Source organism: Dactylosporangium fulvum, assembly GCF_025137375.1.
Classification (GTDB): Bacteria; Actinomycetota; Actinomycetes; order Mycobacteriales; family Micromonosporaceae; genus Dactylosporangium; species Dactylosporangium fulvum.
In genome coordinates this window covers 3,237,539-3,251,580 of the sequence record NZ_CP073720.1, presented here as the reverse complement: position 1 = coordinate 3,251,580, position 14,042 = coordinate 3,237,539, and the positions used below count along the sequence as shown (strand labels likewise).

General features: G+C 70.2%; 15 protein-coding genes and 1 riboswitch. Of the genes, 8 read left to right on the top strand and 7 right to left on the bottom strand.

Translation table 11 applies throughout. The features are described from left to right. Positions 1 to 29: 29 nt before the first annotated feature. On the top strand, positions 30 to 266 hold the full coding sequence (locus tag Dfulv_RS14840; RefSeq protein ID WP_259863554.1) for a hypothetical protein: 237 nt from the start codon (positions 30 to 32) through the stop codon (positions 264 to 266). Between the two features lie 97 nt (positions 267 to 363). On the opposite strand, the gene ilvY is transcribed toward Dfulv_RS14840, so the two are convergent. Beyond that, positions 364 to 1,263: an HTH-type transcriptional activator IlvY gene (ilvY, locus tag Dfulv_RS14835; RefSeq protein WP_259863552.1), complete on the bottom strand. Its 900-nt coding sequence runs from the start codon at positions 1,261 to 1,263 to the stop codon at positions 364 to 366. Positions 1,264 to 1,337: 74 nt separating this feature from the next. Between ilvY and Dfulv_RS14830 the strand changes: the two genes are divergently transcribed. The 4 genes from Dfulv_RS14830 (at position 1,338) to Dfulv_RS14815 (ending at position 4,294) form a co-directional block, all read left to right on the top strand. After that, a complete protein-coding gene (locus Dfulv_RS14830) occupies positions 1,338 to 2,804 on the top strand; it encodes a ketol-acid reductoisomerase (RefSeq protein WP_259863551.1) in 1,467 nt (488 codons plus the stop codon). A 38-nt stretch (positions 2,805 to 2,842) separates the two neighbouring features. Further along, positions 2,843 to 3,265, top strand: a complete 423-nt coding sequence (locus tag Dfulv_RS14825; protein ID WP_259863550.1) for a hypothetical protein — start codon at positions 2,843 to 2,845, stop codon at positions 3,263 to 3,265. A gap of 247 nt (positions 3,266 to 3,512) precedes the next feature. Further along, entirely contained in the window at positions 3,513 to 3,911 is a 399-nt protein-coding gene (locus Dfulv_RS14820; RefSeq protein WP_259863549.1) for a hypothetical protein, read from the top strand. A 68-nt stretch (positions 3,912 to 3,979) separates the two neighbouring features. Then, positions 3,980 to 4,294 (top strand): thioredoxin family protein, encoded by a 315-nt coding sequence (locus tag Dfulv_RS14815; RefSeq protein WP_259863548.1) that lies wholly within the window; start codon positions 3,980 to 3,982, stop codon positions 4,292 to 4,294. On the opposite strand, the gene Dfulv_RS14810 is transcribed toward Dfulv_RS14815, so the two are convergent. Next, the gene (locus Dfulv_RS14810) at positions 4,289 to 4,744 is read right to left on the bottom strand and encodes a hypothetical protein (RefSeq protein ID WP_259863547.1); all 456 of its coding nucleotides are present in this window, start codon (positions 4,742 to 4,744) and stop codon (positions 4,289 to 4,291) included. The two genes, Dfulv_RS14815 and Dfulv_RS14810, sit on opposite strands and share 6 nt — an antisense overlap. A gap of 237 nt (positions 4,745 to 4,981) precedes the next feature. Here Dfulv_RS14810 and Dfulv_RS14805 point away from each other — a divergent pair, with 237 nt between their 5' ends. Both Dfulv_RS14805 and Dfulv_RS14800 read left to right on the top strand, forming a co-directional pair. Beyond that, positions 4,982 to 5,188, top strand: coding sequence for an SNF2-related protein (locus Dfulv_RS14805; RefSeq protein ID WP_259863546.1), 207 nt, complete (start codon positions 4,982 to 4,984; stop codon positions 5,186 to 5,188). Positions 5,189 to 5,192: 4 nt separating this feature from the next. Beyond that, complete coding sequence (locus tag Dfulv_RS14800) at positions 5,193 to 5,645, top strand: hypothetical protein (RefSeq protein WP_259863545.1); 453 nt, start codon at positions 5,193 to 5,195, stop codon at positions 5,643 to 5,645. 38 nt (positions 5,646 to 5,683) lie between these two features. On the opposite strand, the gene Dfulv_RS14795 is transcribed toward Dfulv_RS14800, so the two are convergent. From Dfulv_RS14795 to Dfulv_RS14785, 3 genes are all read right to left on the bottom strand, one after another. Then, a complete protein-coding gene (locus Dfulv_RS14795; RefSeq protein ID WP_259863544.1) occupies positions 5,684 to 6,847 on the bottom strand; it encodes an MFS transporter in 1,164 nt (387 codons plus the stop codon). Positions 6,848 to 7,120: 273 nt separating this feature from the next. Continuing rightward, positions 7,121 to 7,200, bottom strand: a riboswitch (S-adenosyl-L-homocysteine riboswitch). 154 nt (positions 7,201 to 7,354) lie between these two features. After that, on the bottom strand, positions 7,355 to 8,728 hold the full coding sequence (locus Dfulv_RS14790; RefSeq protein WP_259863543.1) for an aspartate aminotransferase family protein: 1,374 nt from the start codon (positions 8,726 to 8,728) through the stop codon (positions 7,355 to 7,357). Beyond that, positions 8,721 to 10,235, bottom strand: a complete 1,515-nt coding sequence (locus Dfulv_RS14785) for a CoA-acylating methylmalonate-semialdehyde dehydrogenase (protein WP_259863542.1) — start codon at positions 10,233 to 10,235, stop codon at positions 8,721 to 8,723. Before Dfulv_RS14785 ends, Dfulv_RS14790 begins: the two co-directional genes overlap by 8 nt. A gap of 158 nt (positions 10,236 to 10,393) precedes the next feature. Between Dfulv_RS14785 and Dfulv_RS14780 the strand changes: the two genes are divergently transcribed. Further along, positions 10,394 to 12,004, top strand: coding sequence for a PucR family transcriptional regulator (locus tag Dfulv_RS14780; protein ID WP_259863541.1), 1,611 nt, complete (start codon positions 10,394 to 10,396; stop codon positions 12,002 to 12,004). A gap of 62 nt (positions 12,005 to 12,066) precedes the next feature. On the opposite strand, the gene Dfulv_RS14775 is transcribed toward Dfulv_RS14780, so the two are convergent. Continuing rightward, a complete protein-coding gene (locus tag Dfulv_RS14775) occupies positions 12,067 to 13,362 on the bottom strand; it encodes a lysine N(6)-hydroxylase/L-ornithine N(5)-oxygenase family protein (RefSeq protein WP_259863540.1) in 1,296 nt (431 codons plus the stop codon). Positions 13,363 to 13,385: 23 nt separating this feature from the next. Next, a complete protein-coding gene (locus tag Dfulv_RS14770; RefSeq protein ID WP_259863539.1) occupies positions 13,386 to 14,042 on the bottom strand; it encodes an isochorismatase family protein in 657 nt (218 codons plus the stop codon).

Below are 14,042 nucleotides of genomic sequence, written 5' to 3'. Positions count from 1 at the left end.
CCGCAAACCAACGCATCGCCGACGATCTCGTGGCCGAAGGCCTCGGACGCTACGACGAGAACCCACGGCACCGCCTGTCCAGGCTGTTCGTCGTCACCGACCGCGGCGCAGCCGCGCTCTCGACAATCAGCCGTGAGCACGGCAAGTGGGTCGACGCCATTGAGGCCGAAGCGACTGACATCAACTGGCCCGCGCTCCGCAACGACCTCGCACGTCTGGTTCGAGTTCTGCAGGATCAAGGCCAACGAACCACGCCACCAGAATAGGCAGCGCTGTCACACGAAGCGTTCCCTCCTGGTCAGGCGTGCCTGACCAGCGAAGGACCTGCCCGGCGCTGGCGATACGACGTCTACGTGCAGGACGTTATGCCGGCTCCTGACGTCCGGATCGGGCCGGCGCCACCGAGGCCCACAGCGCCGAGAGGATGGGCCGGCGCAGATCGGTGCGGCGTGCGCACAGGCCGATGGCGAAGGTGCCGATCGGCGGATCGGTGGGCACGGCCGCGAGGCGGTCCTTGACCCCGCTGGTGTCCAGCACCAGGCGGGGTACGACGCCGGCGCCGACGCCCAGCGCGACGAGGGTGAGGAGCGCCTCGTGCCCGTCGACCTCCGCGGCGATCGTCGGGTCGAGCCGCTGCCGGCGGAACCAGCGCCGGGCGGCGTCGCGGGCGAGGCCGCTGCGAGGGAGTACGAAGGGCACCGCGGCCCAGTCACCGGTGCGGGCTGCGGTTCGCAGCGGCCGGGCGGTGCGGGCCACGACACACACCAGCGGCGTGTCGGTCACCGGCGCGCTGGCCAGGTGTTCGGGCACGCGGGCCGGCAGTGCGGCGACGGTGACGTCGACCGTGCCTTCGTCGAGCCGGCCGATCGCGCCGGCCGCGTCGCCGGTTTGCAACTCCAGCCGCACCTGCGGATGGGCCCGGCGGAACGGCGCCAGTAGGTCGGGCAGGATCGCCTGGCCCGCGGTCACGGAGGAGAAGATCCTCAGGGTGCCGCTGAGGCCCGCTGCGTCCCGGCCGTGCTCGCGGTAGTCCGTCCACAGGGCGAGCGCCTGCCGGGCGTACTCGGTGAAGCGCCGGCCCTCCTCGGTGAGCGCGACGCCGCGCGGTCCGCGGTCGAGCAGGCGCTGGCCGACCTGGGTCTCCAGCCGTTGGACGGTTCGGGTGAGGGTGGCCGGGCTGAGGTGCCGCTCCACGCTGGTGCGACCGAAGTTGAGCGTGTCGGCCAGGTGCAGGAACACCCGGAGCGGTTCCAGTGAGTCCATCTTCCATCTCCTGCAACGTGTCGTTGCGATGATTGCGCTTGCTGCAACTTGATTGTCGCCGGTAGAACGGCGTCATGGCCGCACTCACATCCCAGATCTTCCCCGTCCGCAGCGTTGATCTGCCCGGTGGCGCCGAGACGATCGTGCCCGGCGGGCGGCACCTGTTCGCGTTGCTACCGGCCGCCCTCGCCGGCGTACGCCGGATCGGCGTGCTCGGGTGGGGACCACAGGGCCGGGCACAGGCGCTGAACCTACGCGACTCGCTGGCCGGCAGCCAGATCCCGGTGGCGGTGGGGCTGCGGCCCGGCTCCGCCTCGGTGGACGCGGCGCGGACCGAGGGGTTCCGGACCGACGACGGCACGCTGGGCGACTGGCTGTCCGTGGCAGCCAGCAGCGACCTGGTCATCGCGCTCGTCTCCGACGCGGCTCTCGCCGCACACCACCGAGAGCTGTTCGCCGCGCTGCGGCCCGGCACGACGCTGGGGCTCTCACACGGCTTCCTAGTCGGTCACCTGAGCCAGACCGGCGGTGATTTCCCGGCCGACATCAGCGTCATCGCCGTCTGCCCAAAGGGGATGGGCGACTCGGTGCGGCGGCTCTACCTGCAGGGCGCGCAGGTCAACGGCGCCGGCATCAACAGCAGCGTGGCCGTGCACCGCGACCACGACGGGCGGGCCGTCGAGCGCGCGCTGGCATGGTCGATCGGGCTGGGCTCGCCCTACACGTTCGGCACCACGCTGAACCACGAATACCGATCTGACATCGTCGGCGAGCGGGCCATCCTCCTCGGCGCCGTCCACGGACTGGTGGAAAGCCTCTACCAACGCTTCCGACTCGCCGGCGACGACCCGCAGACCGCCTACGAGCGCTCCTGCGAGAACGTGACCGGGCCCATCGCGCGGACCATCTCCGCCGACGGGCTGGCCGCAGTGCGCGACCGGCTGGGCCCGGCCGGCCAGGACGTCTTCGACCGGGCGTACGCGGCCACCTACCGGCCGGCCCTCGACTTGGTCGCGGAGATCTACGACGAGGTCGATTCGGGCAACGAGTTGCGCAGCGTGGTGCTGGCCGCCGAGCGGCTGGCCAGCCGGCCGATGGCACCGATCAGCGGGTCGCCGATGTGGGCGGCCGGTCCGGCGGTGCGGGCCCGGCGCACCGAGCGTGACCTGCCGGTCGAGCCGTTCACCGCGGGCGCCTTCCTCGCCGTGTTGACCGCCCAGGTGGATCTGCTCGCCGAACGCGGCCACCCCTGGTCAGAGATCATCAACGAGTCGATCATCGAGGCGGTGGACTCGCTGCTGCCGTACATGCACGCCCGCGACGTCGCCTACATGGTGGACAACTGCTCGGTCACGGCCCGGCTCGGCGCCCGCAAGTGGGGCCCGCGTTTCCAGGCGGCGTGCGAACAGGTCGCATTCCCCGCCTTCGACGGGCCCGGCGACCCGGACAACCGGCTCGTGGACGCATTCCGGAAGAACCCGATGCACGAAGCGCTCGCGAACCTCGCCCCGCTGCGCCCGCCCGTCGACATCTCAGTCTGAATCTTCACTCCGACGCCTCGCACAGCGGCGACCAGGGCGTGCAGCCTGCGGCGCTCTACAATCGGTACGTGGCCGATGGCGATGACTTCTCGTGGCGGTCGAGCCTAGCCTGGCTGACGACCGTTGTTGTCCTCGCCACCGGCGTGGCGTTGGTCTTCGACTGGGCCTGGTCCGCCAGCGACGGCATACGTCTTTCGTACGTGCTCTTGGCTGTTCCAGGCGCGATCCTCAGCGTCTTTGCAAACGCGCGGCGGCCGCTGGCCCGACTCCTGGTGATCGTCGTAGCGGTGTCGGCGGCATACCTGTTGGTGGCGGTCGTCAACGAGGTCCGCGACTTGCAACAGTTGCCGGGATACGTGTTTCACGCCGTCTGGGCCAGTGCGGCTTGGATCGGCGGTGTCGTCGCCATGGGCGTCGGCCGGTCGCTGCCCCGTCGTGACGGTGTGACACCACCGAGATAGCAAGACAACAACAGCCCGTCGAAGAGCACGAACGCCTCTCCGGTCCTGTGCGGGCTCGCGAACGCATGCCTGCTCTTCGCCGGCCCTACGCGGAAGCAGTTCGAGCTTCTGCATGAAGCGGTGGTCGCTACATTCGCGAGAACGGGAGCGAGAGCCACTTTTGTCGACCACGGCTTGGAGCGGAGTCGACGCCACCGGTGGCATCAAGTCCCTGCGAGGAACTGTTCGCCCTGCTCCGGGGGCCCAGTTGCCCCTCACCGGGCCGCTGTACGTCTGCTTCCACAGCCTCGTCTCGGAGGATTCCGAAGGATCGGTGGAGGTCTGCGCCCCTACAGAAGGCAGCGTCGAGCCGCGCGGCCGGATCGGTGTGCGCCTGGAGCCGGCGCACGCGCAGGTCTACGTCTCTCTGCCGCCCGCCGATGCCCTCTATCCCCGAGTCCTGGTCGCCCACCACACCGTCTCCGGATGGCTGCACCGGCACGGTCTGCCCCTCACCGGACCGGCCCGTGAGATCTCCTACCCCAACGCCCTCAACTCCGCCCCGGCGGACCTCGTCACTGATGTCGCCTACCCGCACACCTGCGGCAACGCCTGCACAGATCTGGTCGACTCCGCCTGGCCCGACCAGCGTTGGCAGCACCGGTAGCGACCACCACTTCATGCGGAAGCTCGAGCTGCTTCCGCATAGCGCCGGCGTAGAGCAGAATCGTAGGTGTGCAGGTGACGGTGTGGTATTTCGCCGGCTGCCCGAATTGGCGGACAGCCGGACAGCGGCTGCGGCAGGCCATGGACGAGGTAGGCCGCGCCGACGTTCCGATCGCGTTCGTGCCGGTGGAGACCGACGCCGAGGCGGCCGCGCTCGGCTTCGCCGGATCGCCCACCTTCACCGTCGACGGCGCCGACCTGTTCGACACCGCGGCCGCGGCCGGCACGCTGGCTTGCCGAATCTATTCCACGCCGGCCGGGCTCGCCGGCGTGCCTGAGGTGAGCGATCTGGTCGCCGCCCTCACCAGGAAAATGGCGTCATAACACGCTGCGGGAGGATGATCGGCGGTGCGAGACCGCCCGATACGCGCTGCGCACCGGGAGCACGACGGCAACGACCACGACGATCCAGCTCGTCGGCGACCACCATGCCGCGGCCCACCCGACACGAAACTCGGCGCTGCTGAGCGGGACACTCGTGTCCCAACGTGTGAGGACGAGCAACGCCAAGCCGAGCGCCGCGACACCGCACAGCGCAGGTGCCACGAACCGGCGCGACACGATTGCGGTGACGATCGCGGTGAACAGGCACAAAGACACACCGGACCACATGGCGGCAGCGGCGGTCGCCCGGTCGATGGGCGACGGCTCTTCGCCGAAGAACGGCGTGGTGAGGACGATTCCGCCCCACAGCGAATTCAGCGCACCGGGAACAGCGAGGGCCGGCAGGAGCAAGGACCACAGCAGCCAGTTCGACCGAGCCGCTTCGGACATCGGTGGAACACCGCGTTCAGGCGAGTTGCCGCGACCGGTGAGTGTCATGTGGCAAGTCTTGACCGTCGTGCATCCGCGCCGACCGAGTAGCGGTACTCATTTCGGCCTAGTGACTTGCTCCCGAAAAGATCCGCAGATCACCGCCACCAGTGTCAGCAGGCTGATCGCGGCGTACCCGCTGATCAGCCAGACCACATTGCGCATGTCGGTTGCCTCCGTCTCTGGTCCATCCTCAACGTGACCAACCCCGGGCTGCTCGGCAACCGGGCACGCTTCCGGCAACACTTCGCCACCCCGATCGAGCAGCGTCGCTCGGCGACCGCCGCGGCACGCCTCAACGGACTGGTCGCGCCGCACCTATTGCGACGGACGAAGGCGGACGTCGCCGCGGACCTGCCGCCCAAGCAGTACTCCACGTCCTCCGGCTCGACGACGAAAGGCTGATCTGATGGCCGAGTTCGGGGCCACCCCCTGGGGCCGGGCCTGGCTGAAAACCATCGAGACCTCGAAGGTGGCAGTACCGAACCCGCTCCTGCCCAAGGCACGCAGCATCGCCCGCAACGACGGCGTCACCTCGTTCACGATCCAGGCTGGCCAGATCCACGCCACGGTCGCTCTGCGCGGCGTCACGCACACCGTCCACATCCGGCTACCACCGTGGGACAGCCAGACCCGCCCCCGCGTGGCGCGGCTCGCCGGAAACGCCCGGGCCGAGCACCCCGGCCTCGCACCGGGAGACCTGCCCGACACACTCGAAGCCGACCTCAGGCGGGAGGGGATCGGGATCGACCTCCGTGGCGACGCATCCGAGCACACCACCGCACCCCACCCAGACTCGATCAGCCTCTCCGACACCGACGCCGCCGGGTTCTACGGCACAGACCCGGACCCCCTGACCTGACCAGGCCAACGCTCAGTCAGAGCGCGGCTGGACCGGCGTCACCGGCGCCGGGTTCGCTCACCGGAGACGAGCGCCATGGACAGCACCGACACCACTCCGATCGCTGGAGCGAACAGGAAGCCGTACCGAAGGTTCGTCTCTGCCAATGTCCCGGTCAGCGCGGCACCCAGCGCGCTCCCCACCGTGAATGCGGTCATGATCCAGGCGAACGCCTCCACCGCCGTCCCCTTCGGCGCCAGCCGGTCGGCAGCGAGGAACACCGCGGTCAGCAGCGGCGGCAAGGCCAGTCCGCTGACCGCCACCAGCGCCGCCATGAATCCCGGACCGGGCACGCCCACCAACGGTACATAACCTGCCGCAAAAGCGACCGCGAGCAGCGGCAACCGCCGGGCGTCACCCGGAGCGGCGCGTGTGTAGAGCAGACCTCCGATCAGCGCCCCACCGGCCTGGGCCGCGAGCAGCCACCCGGTCAGCGACCGGTCGCCGGCCGCCTCCGCATACCCGGTCAGCGCGACCGGCAGGCTGCCTACCGCCGCCCCCACGCAGGCCACGCCCACGACCATGATCGAGAAGTGCCGGACCCGCAGCGGGCCGGCCCAGTGCCGGTGCGCCGGCACGCCGCGCCATTCGCGGACGGCGGGGGCCACGGTGAAGGCCGCCACCCCACCTAACTGGAGCGCTGCCGCGGTGAGCACTCCCGCCGCCGGGCCGCTCAATGCGACCGCCGACAGCGTGATCAACGGACCAACCACGAAGATGATCTCCTGGACCGCGATGTCCAGGGTGTACGCCACCGGTACCAGGGCCGATGGCACCAGCGCGGGCCACAGCGCCCGCAGGCAGGCCTCCAGCGGCGGGGTGCCGAGGCCCGCGACCGCCGCCCCCAGCAGCATGATCGAGATCCGGTGACCACCGTACGCAACGAGGGCGAACCCGACCGCTGAGAACGCCGCCGAGCCCCAGAGCACCGGTGACTGCCGCCAGCGATCGACCGTGCGGGCCAGCAGCGGCGCGGTGACCGCCATCCCGGCGGTGTAGATGGCGACGACAATCCCGGCCAGCGCGAGGCTCTGCGCCTGTCGGGCGTACACCAGCAGCGCCAGCGGCGCCGAGGCCAGGGGTAGGCGGCCGACCTGGCTGGCGGTGAGGACCAGCAGGACCTGCGGGGCACGCAGCACGGCACGAATCCCGGAATCGGGCATGATGAATCGCTCCCAGAACGAAGACACGAGTGGCCGGAAGAGGGCATGAAGAGCCGGAAACCGGCACTCGTGTCAGGGAGCGAAATCGCCGCGGTCGTGGTCGTTGCCGTACAGCGGCAGATCCGGAGTGACCCACTGGGCATACGCGGAAGAGACAGCCTCGATGCCGGCAGCCATCACCGCCGCCTCCACGGGCGACTTCAACCGCCGTGCTATCGCCGGACAGCCGCTGGAACCCCCGGCCGTCATAGACGTGCGCACCGCGCCTCCCCGTATGGGAAGGCGCCCTTGAGATCACTGCCTCCGGGCGAGCGTGGCGGACCGGCAGGTCCGTTGCAGCGCCTCTCACCCGGACGCCCCAACCATAGAGGTCGCTCGAGACCGAAGCAAGGCATCCGACAAGCGGTGGCACCCGAGCCGGACTGTGACCGCTCTCGTGTTCCACCGCACGGCTCCGCTGCGTTGCGGCATCGGCGGCTGAGGCCCCGGCTCATGTGCCGCGGCGGATCACACGGAGCGAGCGGCCCGGGACAGCGCCCGGTCGAGCATGCCGATGCCGACCAAGGCCTCGTCCGCGCTGATGTTCAGCGGCGGGACGAGGTGGATCCGGTTGAAGTTGACGAACGGCAGCAGCCCCTCGTCCTTGGCCGCAGTCATGATGGCCGTCATCGCCGCGCTTCCGCCCCCGTAAGGCGCCAGGGGCTCCCGGGTCACCCGGTCGGCGACCAGTTCCAGCGCCCAGAAGACGCCCACTCCTCTCACCTCGCCGATCCATGCGTGCTTCCGCGCCAGTTCGGCGAGTGCCGGCCCGAAGACCTCTCGGCCCAGCCGGTCGGCATGATCTACGACGCCTTCGTCCTCCATCACCTGGATGGTCGCGACGGCGGCCGCACAAGCCAGCGGGTGCCCCGAGTAGGTGAGCCCACCGGGGTAGGGCCGCTGTGCGAACGTCTCGTAGATCGCATCGCTGATCGCCACTCCGCCCAAAGGAACGTAGCCGCAGTTCACACCCTTGGCGAAGGTCAGCAGGTCCGGCGCCACGTCGCCGTGCTCGACGGCGAACCAGCGGCCCGCGCGGCCGAACCCGGCCATCACCTCGTCGGCGATGTAGACGATGCCGTGCCGATCGCACAGATCTCGCACACCGCGGAGGTAGCCCGGTGGCGGGACCATGATCCCCGCGGTGCCGGGGATCGACTCCAGCACGACGGCCGCGATCGTCTCCGGCCCCTCGAAGGCGACGACTTGTTCGAGATGGGCGAGCGCGCGTTCGCATTCCTCCTGCTCGGTCGTGGCGGAGAACGGACTGCGGTACAGAAACGGCCCGAAGAAATGGACGGTGCCGGCCGTGGCGTGGTCGCTGGCCCACCGGCGAGGGTCCCCGGTGACGTTCACGGCGAGTTGGGTGCCGCCGTGGTACGAGCGGTAGGTCGACAGCACTTTGTGGCGGCCGGTGTGGAGCCGCGCCATTCGGATCGCGTGCTCGTTGGCGTCGGCTCCGCCGTTGGTGAAGAACACGCGGTCCAGGTCGGCGGGGGTGTGTGCCGCGATCAGTCGCGCCGCTTCCGAACGGGCGTCGTTGGCGTGTGCCGGGGCGATCGTGCACAGCTTCGCGGCCTGACGCTGGATCGCGCGCACGATCCGCGGATGCTGGTGGCCGAGGTTGGTGAACACCAGCTGGGAGGTGAAATCCAGCAGCTTCGTCCCGTCGCCGTCCCACAGCCACGATCCCTCGGCTCGGGTGACGACCATCGGGTCGACCGTGGCCTGTGCGGACCACGAGTGAAAGACGTGCCGGCGGTCCAGCGCATAAGTGCGCTCGACTGCGCCGGCCGACGCCAGAACGCCTTCCGGTCGGCTGTCTTCGCGAAGGTCAGTCATTGCGGGGGAACCCCAGTTCGAGGCCGCCCGCGGGCCGGTTGGCAGGGTCGATCCAGCGGGAGGTGACGACTTTGCCGCGGGTGAAGAAGTGCACGCCCTCGACACCGTGCGCGTGCGTGTCACCGTACAAGGATCGCTTCCATCCGCCGAAGGAGTAGTAGGCGACGGGTACCGGCACCGGCACGTTGACGCCGATCATGCCGACCTCGACGTCCTGCTCGAACCGGCGGGCGGCGCCGCCGTCGTTGGTGAAGATCGCGGTGCCGTTGCCGTAGGGGTTGCTGTTGACCAGCGCGAGGGCCTCTTCGTAGGAGCGAACCCGCACTACGGACAGGACCGGCCCGAAGATCTCCTCACGGTAGATCTCCATGTCCGGGGTCACCTGGTCGAACAGGGTGGGGCCGAGGAAAAATCCCGACTCCTCACCGGCCACGGCCGTCTGACGTCCGTCGACGACAACCTTTGCCCCGGCGGCCTCTCCGGAGGCGACGAAGGAGGCGACCCGATCCCGGTGCGCACGGGTCACCAGCGGGCCCATGTCGGCCTCGCGATCGGTGCCCGCCGCGCCGTCACCGATGACCAGGGTGCGAGTGCGTTCGGCGATCCGGGCCACCAGGTCGTCCGCGATCGGCTCAACCGCCACCAGGACGCTGATGGCCATGCAGCGCTCGCCGGCACTGCCGTAGCCGGCGTTGACGGCGGCGTCCGCCGCCAGGTCCAGGTCGGCGTCCGGCAGGACCACCATGTGGTTCTTCGCACCGCCGAGGGCCTGAACCCGCTTGCCGAAGCGGCTGGCCTCGCAGTACACGTACTCGGCGATCGGGGTGGACCCGACAAAGCTGATGGCCGCCACTTGCGGGCTGCGCAGCAGTGCGTCGACGGCGGTCTTGTCGCCTTGCAGCACGTTGAAGACGCCGTCAGGCAGACCGGCTTCCTTCCACAGTCGCGCCAGCCAGATCGACGCCGACGGGTCCTTCTCGCTCGGCTTGAGCACCACGGTGTTGCCCGCGGCGATGGCGATGGGGAAGAACCACATCGGGACCATGGCCGGGAAGTTGAACGGGCTGATGATGCCGACGACACCGAGCGGCTGGCGGACGCTGTGCACATCCACGCCCGTCGAGACGGCTGCGGAACGCGAGCCCTTGAGCAGGTGCGAGATCCCGCAGGCGAACTCCACGACCTCCTGGCCGCGCGTCACCTCGCCGACCGCGTCGGAGTGGACCTTGCCGTGCTCGGCGGTGATGATCGAGGCCAGCTCGTCCCGGCGGGAGTTCAACAGCTCCCGGAAGCGGAAGACGATCTGGGTTCGCCTGGCGAGGGAGGTCGCACGCCAGGCTGCAACCGCCTCGGCGGCGGACTCGATCACGTGATGCGCGTCCGCATCCGAAGCGAGTGCGACCGTGCCCGTTACGGCACCCGTCGCCGGGTTGGTCACCGGTGCCGTGAGGCCAGACGTCCCGGCGTACGGCGCACCGGCGGCCCAGTGCGGGATGGAGGTAGGCATACAGGCTCCTTGCGGTCGGAATGGCGCCATCCTCCCCCGCGTCAACCGCCACGGCCGGCCGCATACTGTATGGTCAGAACCCTTTTCGCCGACAATCTGTCACCAGCGTGCCGGATTCGGGCGACTTATGATCGGCCGCGTCGACCGGATGGAGGGGCATGTCGCAGCTGACCGTTCGCGATGCGCTCGCCATGCCGGTGGTTCGCAACGCCGGGCCTGTAGTGGTCGCGGGAGCTGACGGGCTGGACCGACCGCTGCGATGGGTACACGCGACCGAACTCACGGACATCGCCCCGCTGCTGCGCGCCGGCGACCTCGTGCTCATGACCGGGATCGCGCTGCCGGAATCCGACGAGGGGCTCGAGACGTTCGCGTCCTCGCTGGCCGAGGTCGCAGCCGCGGGTCTCATGATCGAGCTCGGCCGGCGATGGCGCACCGACCTCCCCACGGCCCTGGTCAAGGCCTGCCAGCTGCACCGCCTGCCTCTGGTCTCGCTCACACTGGAGGTCCGCTTCGCCGCGATCATCCAGGCCGTCGGCGAGCGGATCGTCGACGAACAACTGACCGAGCTGCGAAACGCCGAACGAGTCCACGAGACCTTCACCGAACTCGGGCTCGGCGACGCCGGACCCGGAGACATCCTGGCCGCGGTGCAACGGCTTTCGGGAGCCGCCGTAGTCCTCGAGAGCGACCAGCACCAGGTGCTCGACTACCTCGCCGGACCGGGAAACGTGTCCGTCTTCCTGGAGGACTGGGCAGCCCGTTCGCGCCGGGTGGAGTCGGCGGAGCGGACCACCTGGGACACGGCGAACGGGTGGCTGCTGACCCGGCTGGGGACCCGCGATCGTGGATGGGGCCGGCTCGTCGTGGACTGCCCTGAACCGCCGAGCCGCAGTCTGGTCGCCGTCGCGGAGCGCGCCGCCGCGGCGCTGACCATGCACCGGTTGAACGACCGGCACCGCGACAACCTGACCCGCCGCACCCATCATGAGCTGCTCAGTCGCTTGTTGAGCGACCCCACGTCAAGCGACGTGCTGCGCCGGTGCGAACTGGCCGGGCTACCGATCGAGCGGCGACAGTTCGTCGGCATCACGATCCGCCCCTCGGTCGTCGGGGACCGGCTCACGACCCAGGGAACCCACTCGGCACTCGACAACGTGCTGGCGGCGACGGTGCACGCGCTACATCAGCAGGACGTGCCGGCGCTGGTGTGCGAGATGGACCGGGATGTCCGGGCGTTGCTGTCCCTGCCGCTGGAGTCGGACGTCGCCGGCGTGGTCGAGCGAGTCGCGGCCCGGATCGCCGGGCGCCACCGCGTTGTCCTGGGCGCGGGTCGGGCGGTCCACCGAGCGGCCCAGGCGGACCGGACACTGCGCGAGTCGCGCCAGGTCGCCGACGCGGTCCGCGCCCCCGGGGAACGCACGGTGCACAGGCTGGAGGACGTTCATCTGCGCGGGCTGCTCGCGCTGTTGGGTGACGACGACCGGCTTCGACTCTTCGTCGATCGCGAGCTCGACGCGCTGAAGGTGCACGACGCCACCCACGGCCTGGGCCTCCTGGACGCGCTCCGTGCGCTCGTACAGCACCCCGGGAGCAAGACGGACGCTGCCGCCGCGGTCCACCTCTCCCGGGCGGCCTTCTACGGCCGCCTGGCCCAGATCGAACGCGTGCTGGGTGCCGACCTCGACGACCCCGACGTGCGGGTCTCGTTGCACGTCGCGCTGATGGCCGACGAAATCCGTGGAACCGGACCCGGCAGCGCGTCCTGATTCGCGGCGCCGGCAGGCCGCGAGATAGTCGCAGCGTCGGCCGGCCTGGCACTACCAGCCGCTCACGCGAGGCCGGTCATCACCAGCGGCCGCGGTGCCGGGCTCGGGTGCGCGGCGACGGACGCGACGATCTCACCTGCGCGCACCGCCACCGCCGACAGCAGTGTCGAGGTGATGCCGTGCGCGTGCTCGGTGCCGCCCTGCAGGTAGACGCCGGCGCTCAGCCGTTCGTCGGTCACCGCCCGGTAGTCGCGGCCGACGCGCAGCAGGTGCTCCTCGTCGCGCAGGCAGTGCGCCCCGGCCTGGCCGAGCAGGCGGGCCGCGTCGACCGGGCGGTAGCCGGTGGCGAAGACGATCGCGTCGGCGTCCAGCGGGGTCAGCTCGCCGGTGGGCAGGTGCTCGACCACGGCCGTGACGCCGTCGGGACGCGCGTCCAGGTCGGCGATCCGGGAGGCGTTGAGCATCCGCAGCCGGGGCCGGCCGAGGACCTGCTCACGATAAACCCGCCGGTAGAGGTCCTCGATGAGGTCACCGTCGACGACCGAGTAGTTGGTGTTGCGGTGGTAGTCGAACAGCATCCGCTTGACGTCGTCGGGCGCGTCGAAGTACAGGTCGACGGCCTCCGGGTCGAAGATGCGGTTGGCGAAGTTGCTGTCGTCGGCCGGGCTGTAGCCGTACCGGAAGAACACCGCGCACACCTCGGCGCCCGGGTAGCGTTCGTGGAGGAACGCGGCCGACTCGGCGGCGCTCTGCCCGGCGCCGACGACGACAAACCGGCTCGGCCGCTCGACCTCGAACGCCGTGGCCCGGTGGAGCAGGTCGAGGTTGTGCCAGACCCGCTCGGACGGCGCCACGCCCGACGGCAGGCTGGCCTCGAGGCCGACCGCGACGACGACGTTGCGGGCGCGCAGGACGCGGCCGTCGGCGACGACGTCGACGAGATCACCGCCCTCGACGGGGACGACGTCGGTGGCCGTGTGGCCGTAGAGCACCGGCACGGTGACCCGGGCCGCTGCCCACTCCAGGTAGTCGTGGAACTCGACGCGCAGCGGGTACATCGTCTTGTAGTTGATGAAGTCGGCGAGCCTGCTGTGTGCGTGCAGGTACGACACGAAGCTGTAGTCGCTGGCCGGGTTGCGCATGGTGACGAGGTCCTTGAGGAAGGACACCTGCATGGTGGCGTCCTCGAAGAGCATCCCGCGGTGCCAGCCGAAGGTGTCCTGCTTCTCCACGAACACCGCGGAGATGCGGTCCTCGGGCCGGGCCGCGCGGGTGTTGTACTCCTCGATCGCGATCGCGAGGGCCAGGTTGGACGGCCCGAAGCCGATACCGACCAGGTCGTACACCGTGGAGTCCATGTGGTTGCCTTTCGCGGGTCGGGTCACGGGTGACGGGGGTCGGCGGCGAGCAGAGACTCGGTGACCTCGGCGGCGGTGGCGACCACGCCGCAGCGGTCGGCGACGTGGCGCAGGGCGTCGCGGTGGTGCGCCGGGCTGAAGTCCGCGACCGCGTCGGCGACCACAAACGGCTGCAGGTCGCGCATGAATGCGTCGAGGGTGGTGGCGAGGATGCCGATGTGGGCGTAGACGCCGGTGACGACGAGCTGGTCGCGCCCGTGCTCGGCGAGGATCTCCGCCAGGGGCGTGCCGACGAAGGCGCTGTAGCGGCGCTTGGTGAGCCGGATGTCGCCCGGGGCCGGCGCGAGGGCGTCGACGACGGCGAGCGCGTGCTCGTCCGGCGGTGGTCCGTCGCCCCAGAAGTCCTGCAGCAGGCCGCGCTCGGTCCGGCTCTGCCCGCCCGGCTGGGCCGAGTAGACGACCGGCATGCCGAGCTCGTGCGCGTGTTTGCGCAGTGCGGCGATGTTGTCGACGACCCGGGCCACCGGCGCCCGGTCGGCGGTCCCGAACGGGGCGAGGAAGTACTGCTGCATGTCGTGCACGAGCAGTGCGGCCCGGGCCGGGTCCGGCCGCCAGTCCACTTTGGAGTGAGCCAGGCCGAAGCCGGTCGGGACGGGGTACGGGGTGATTCGGGGCAGCAC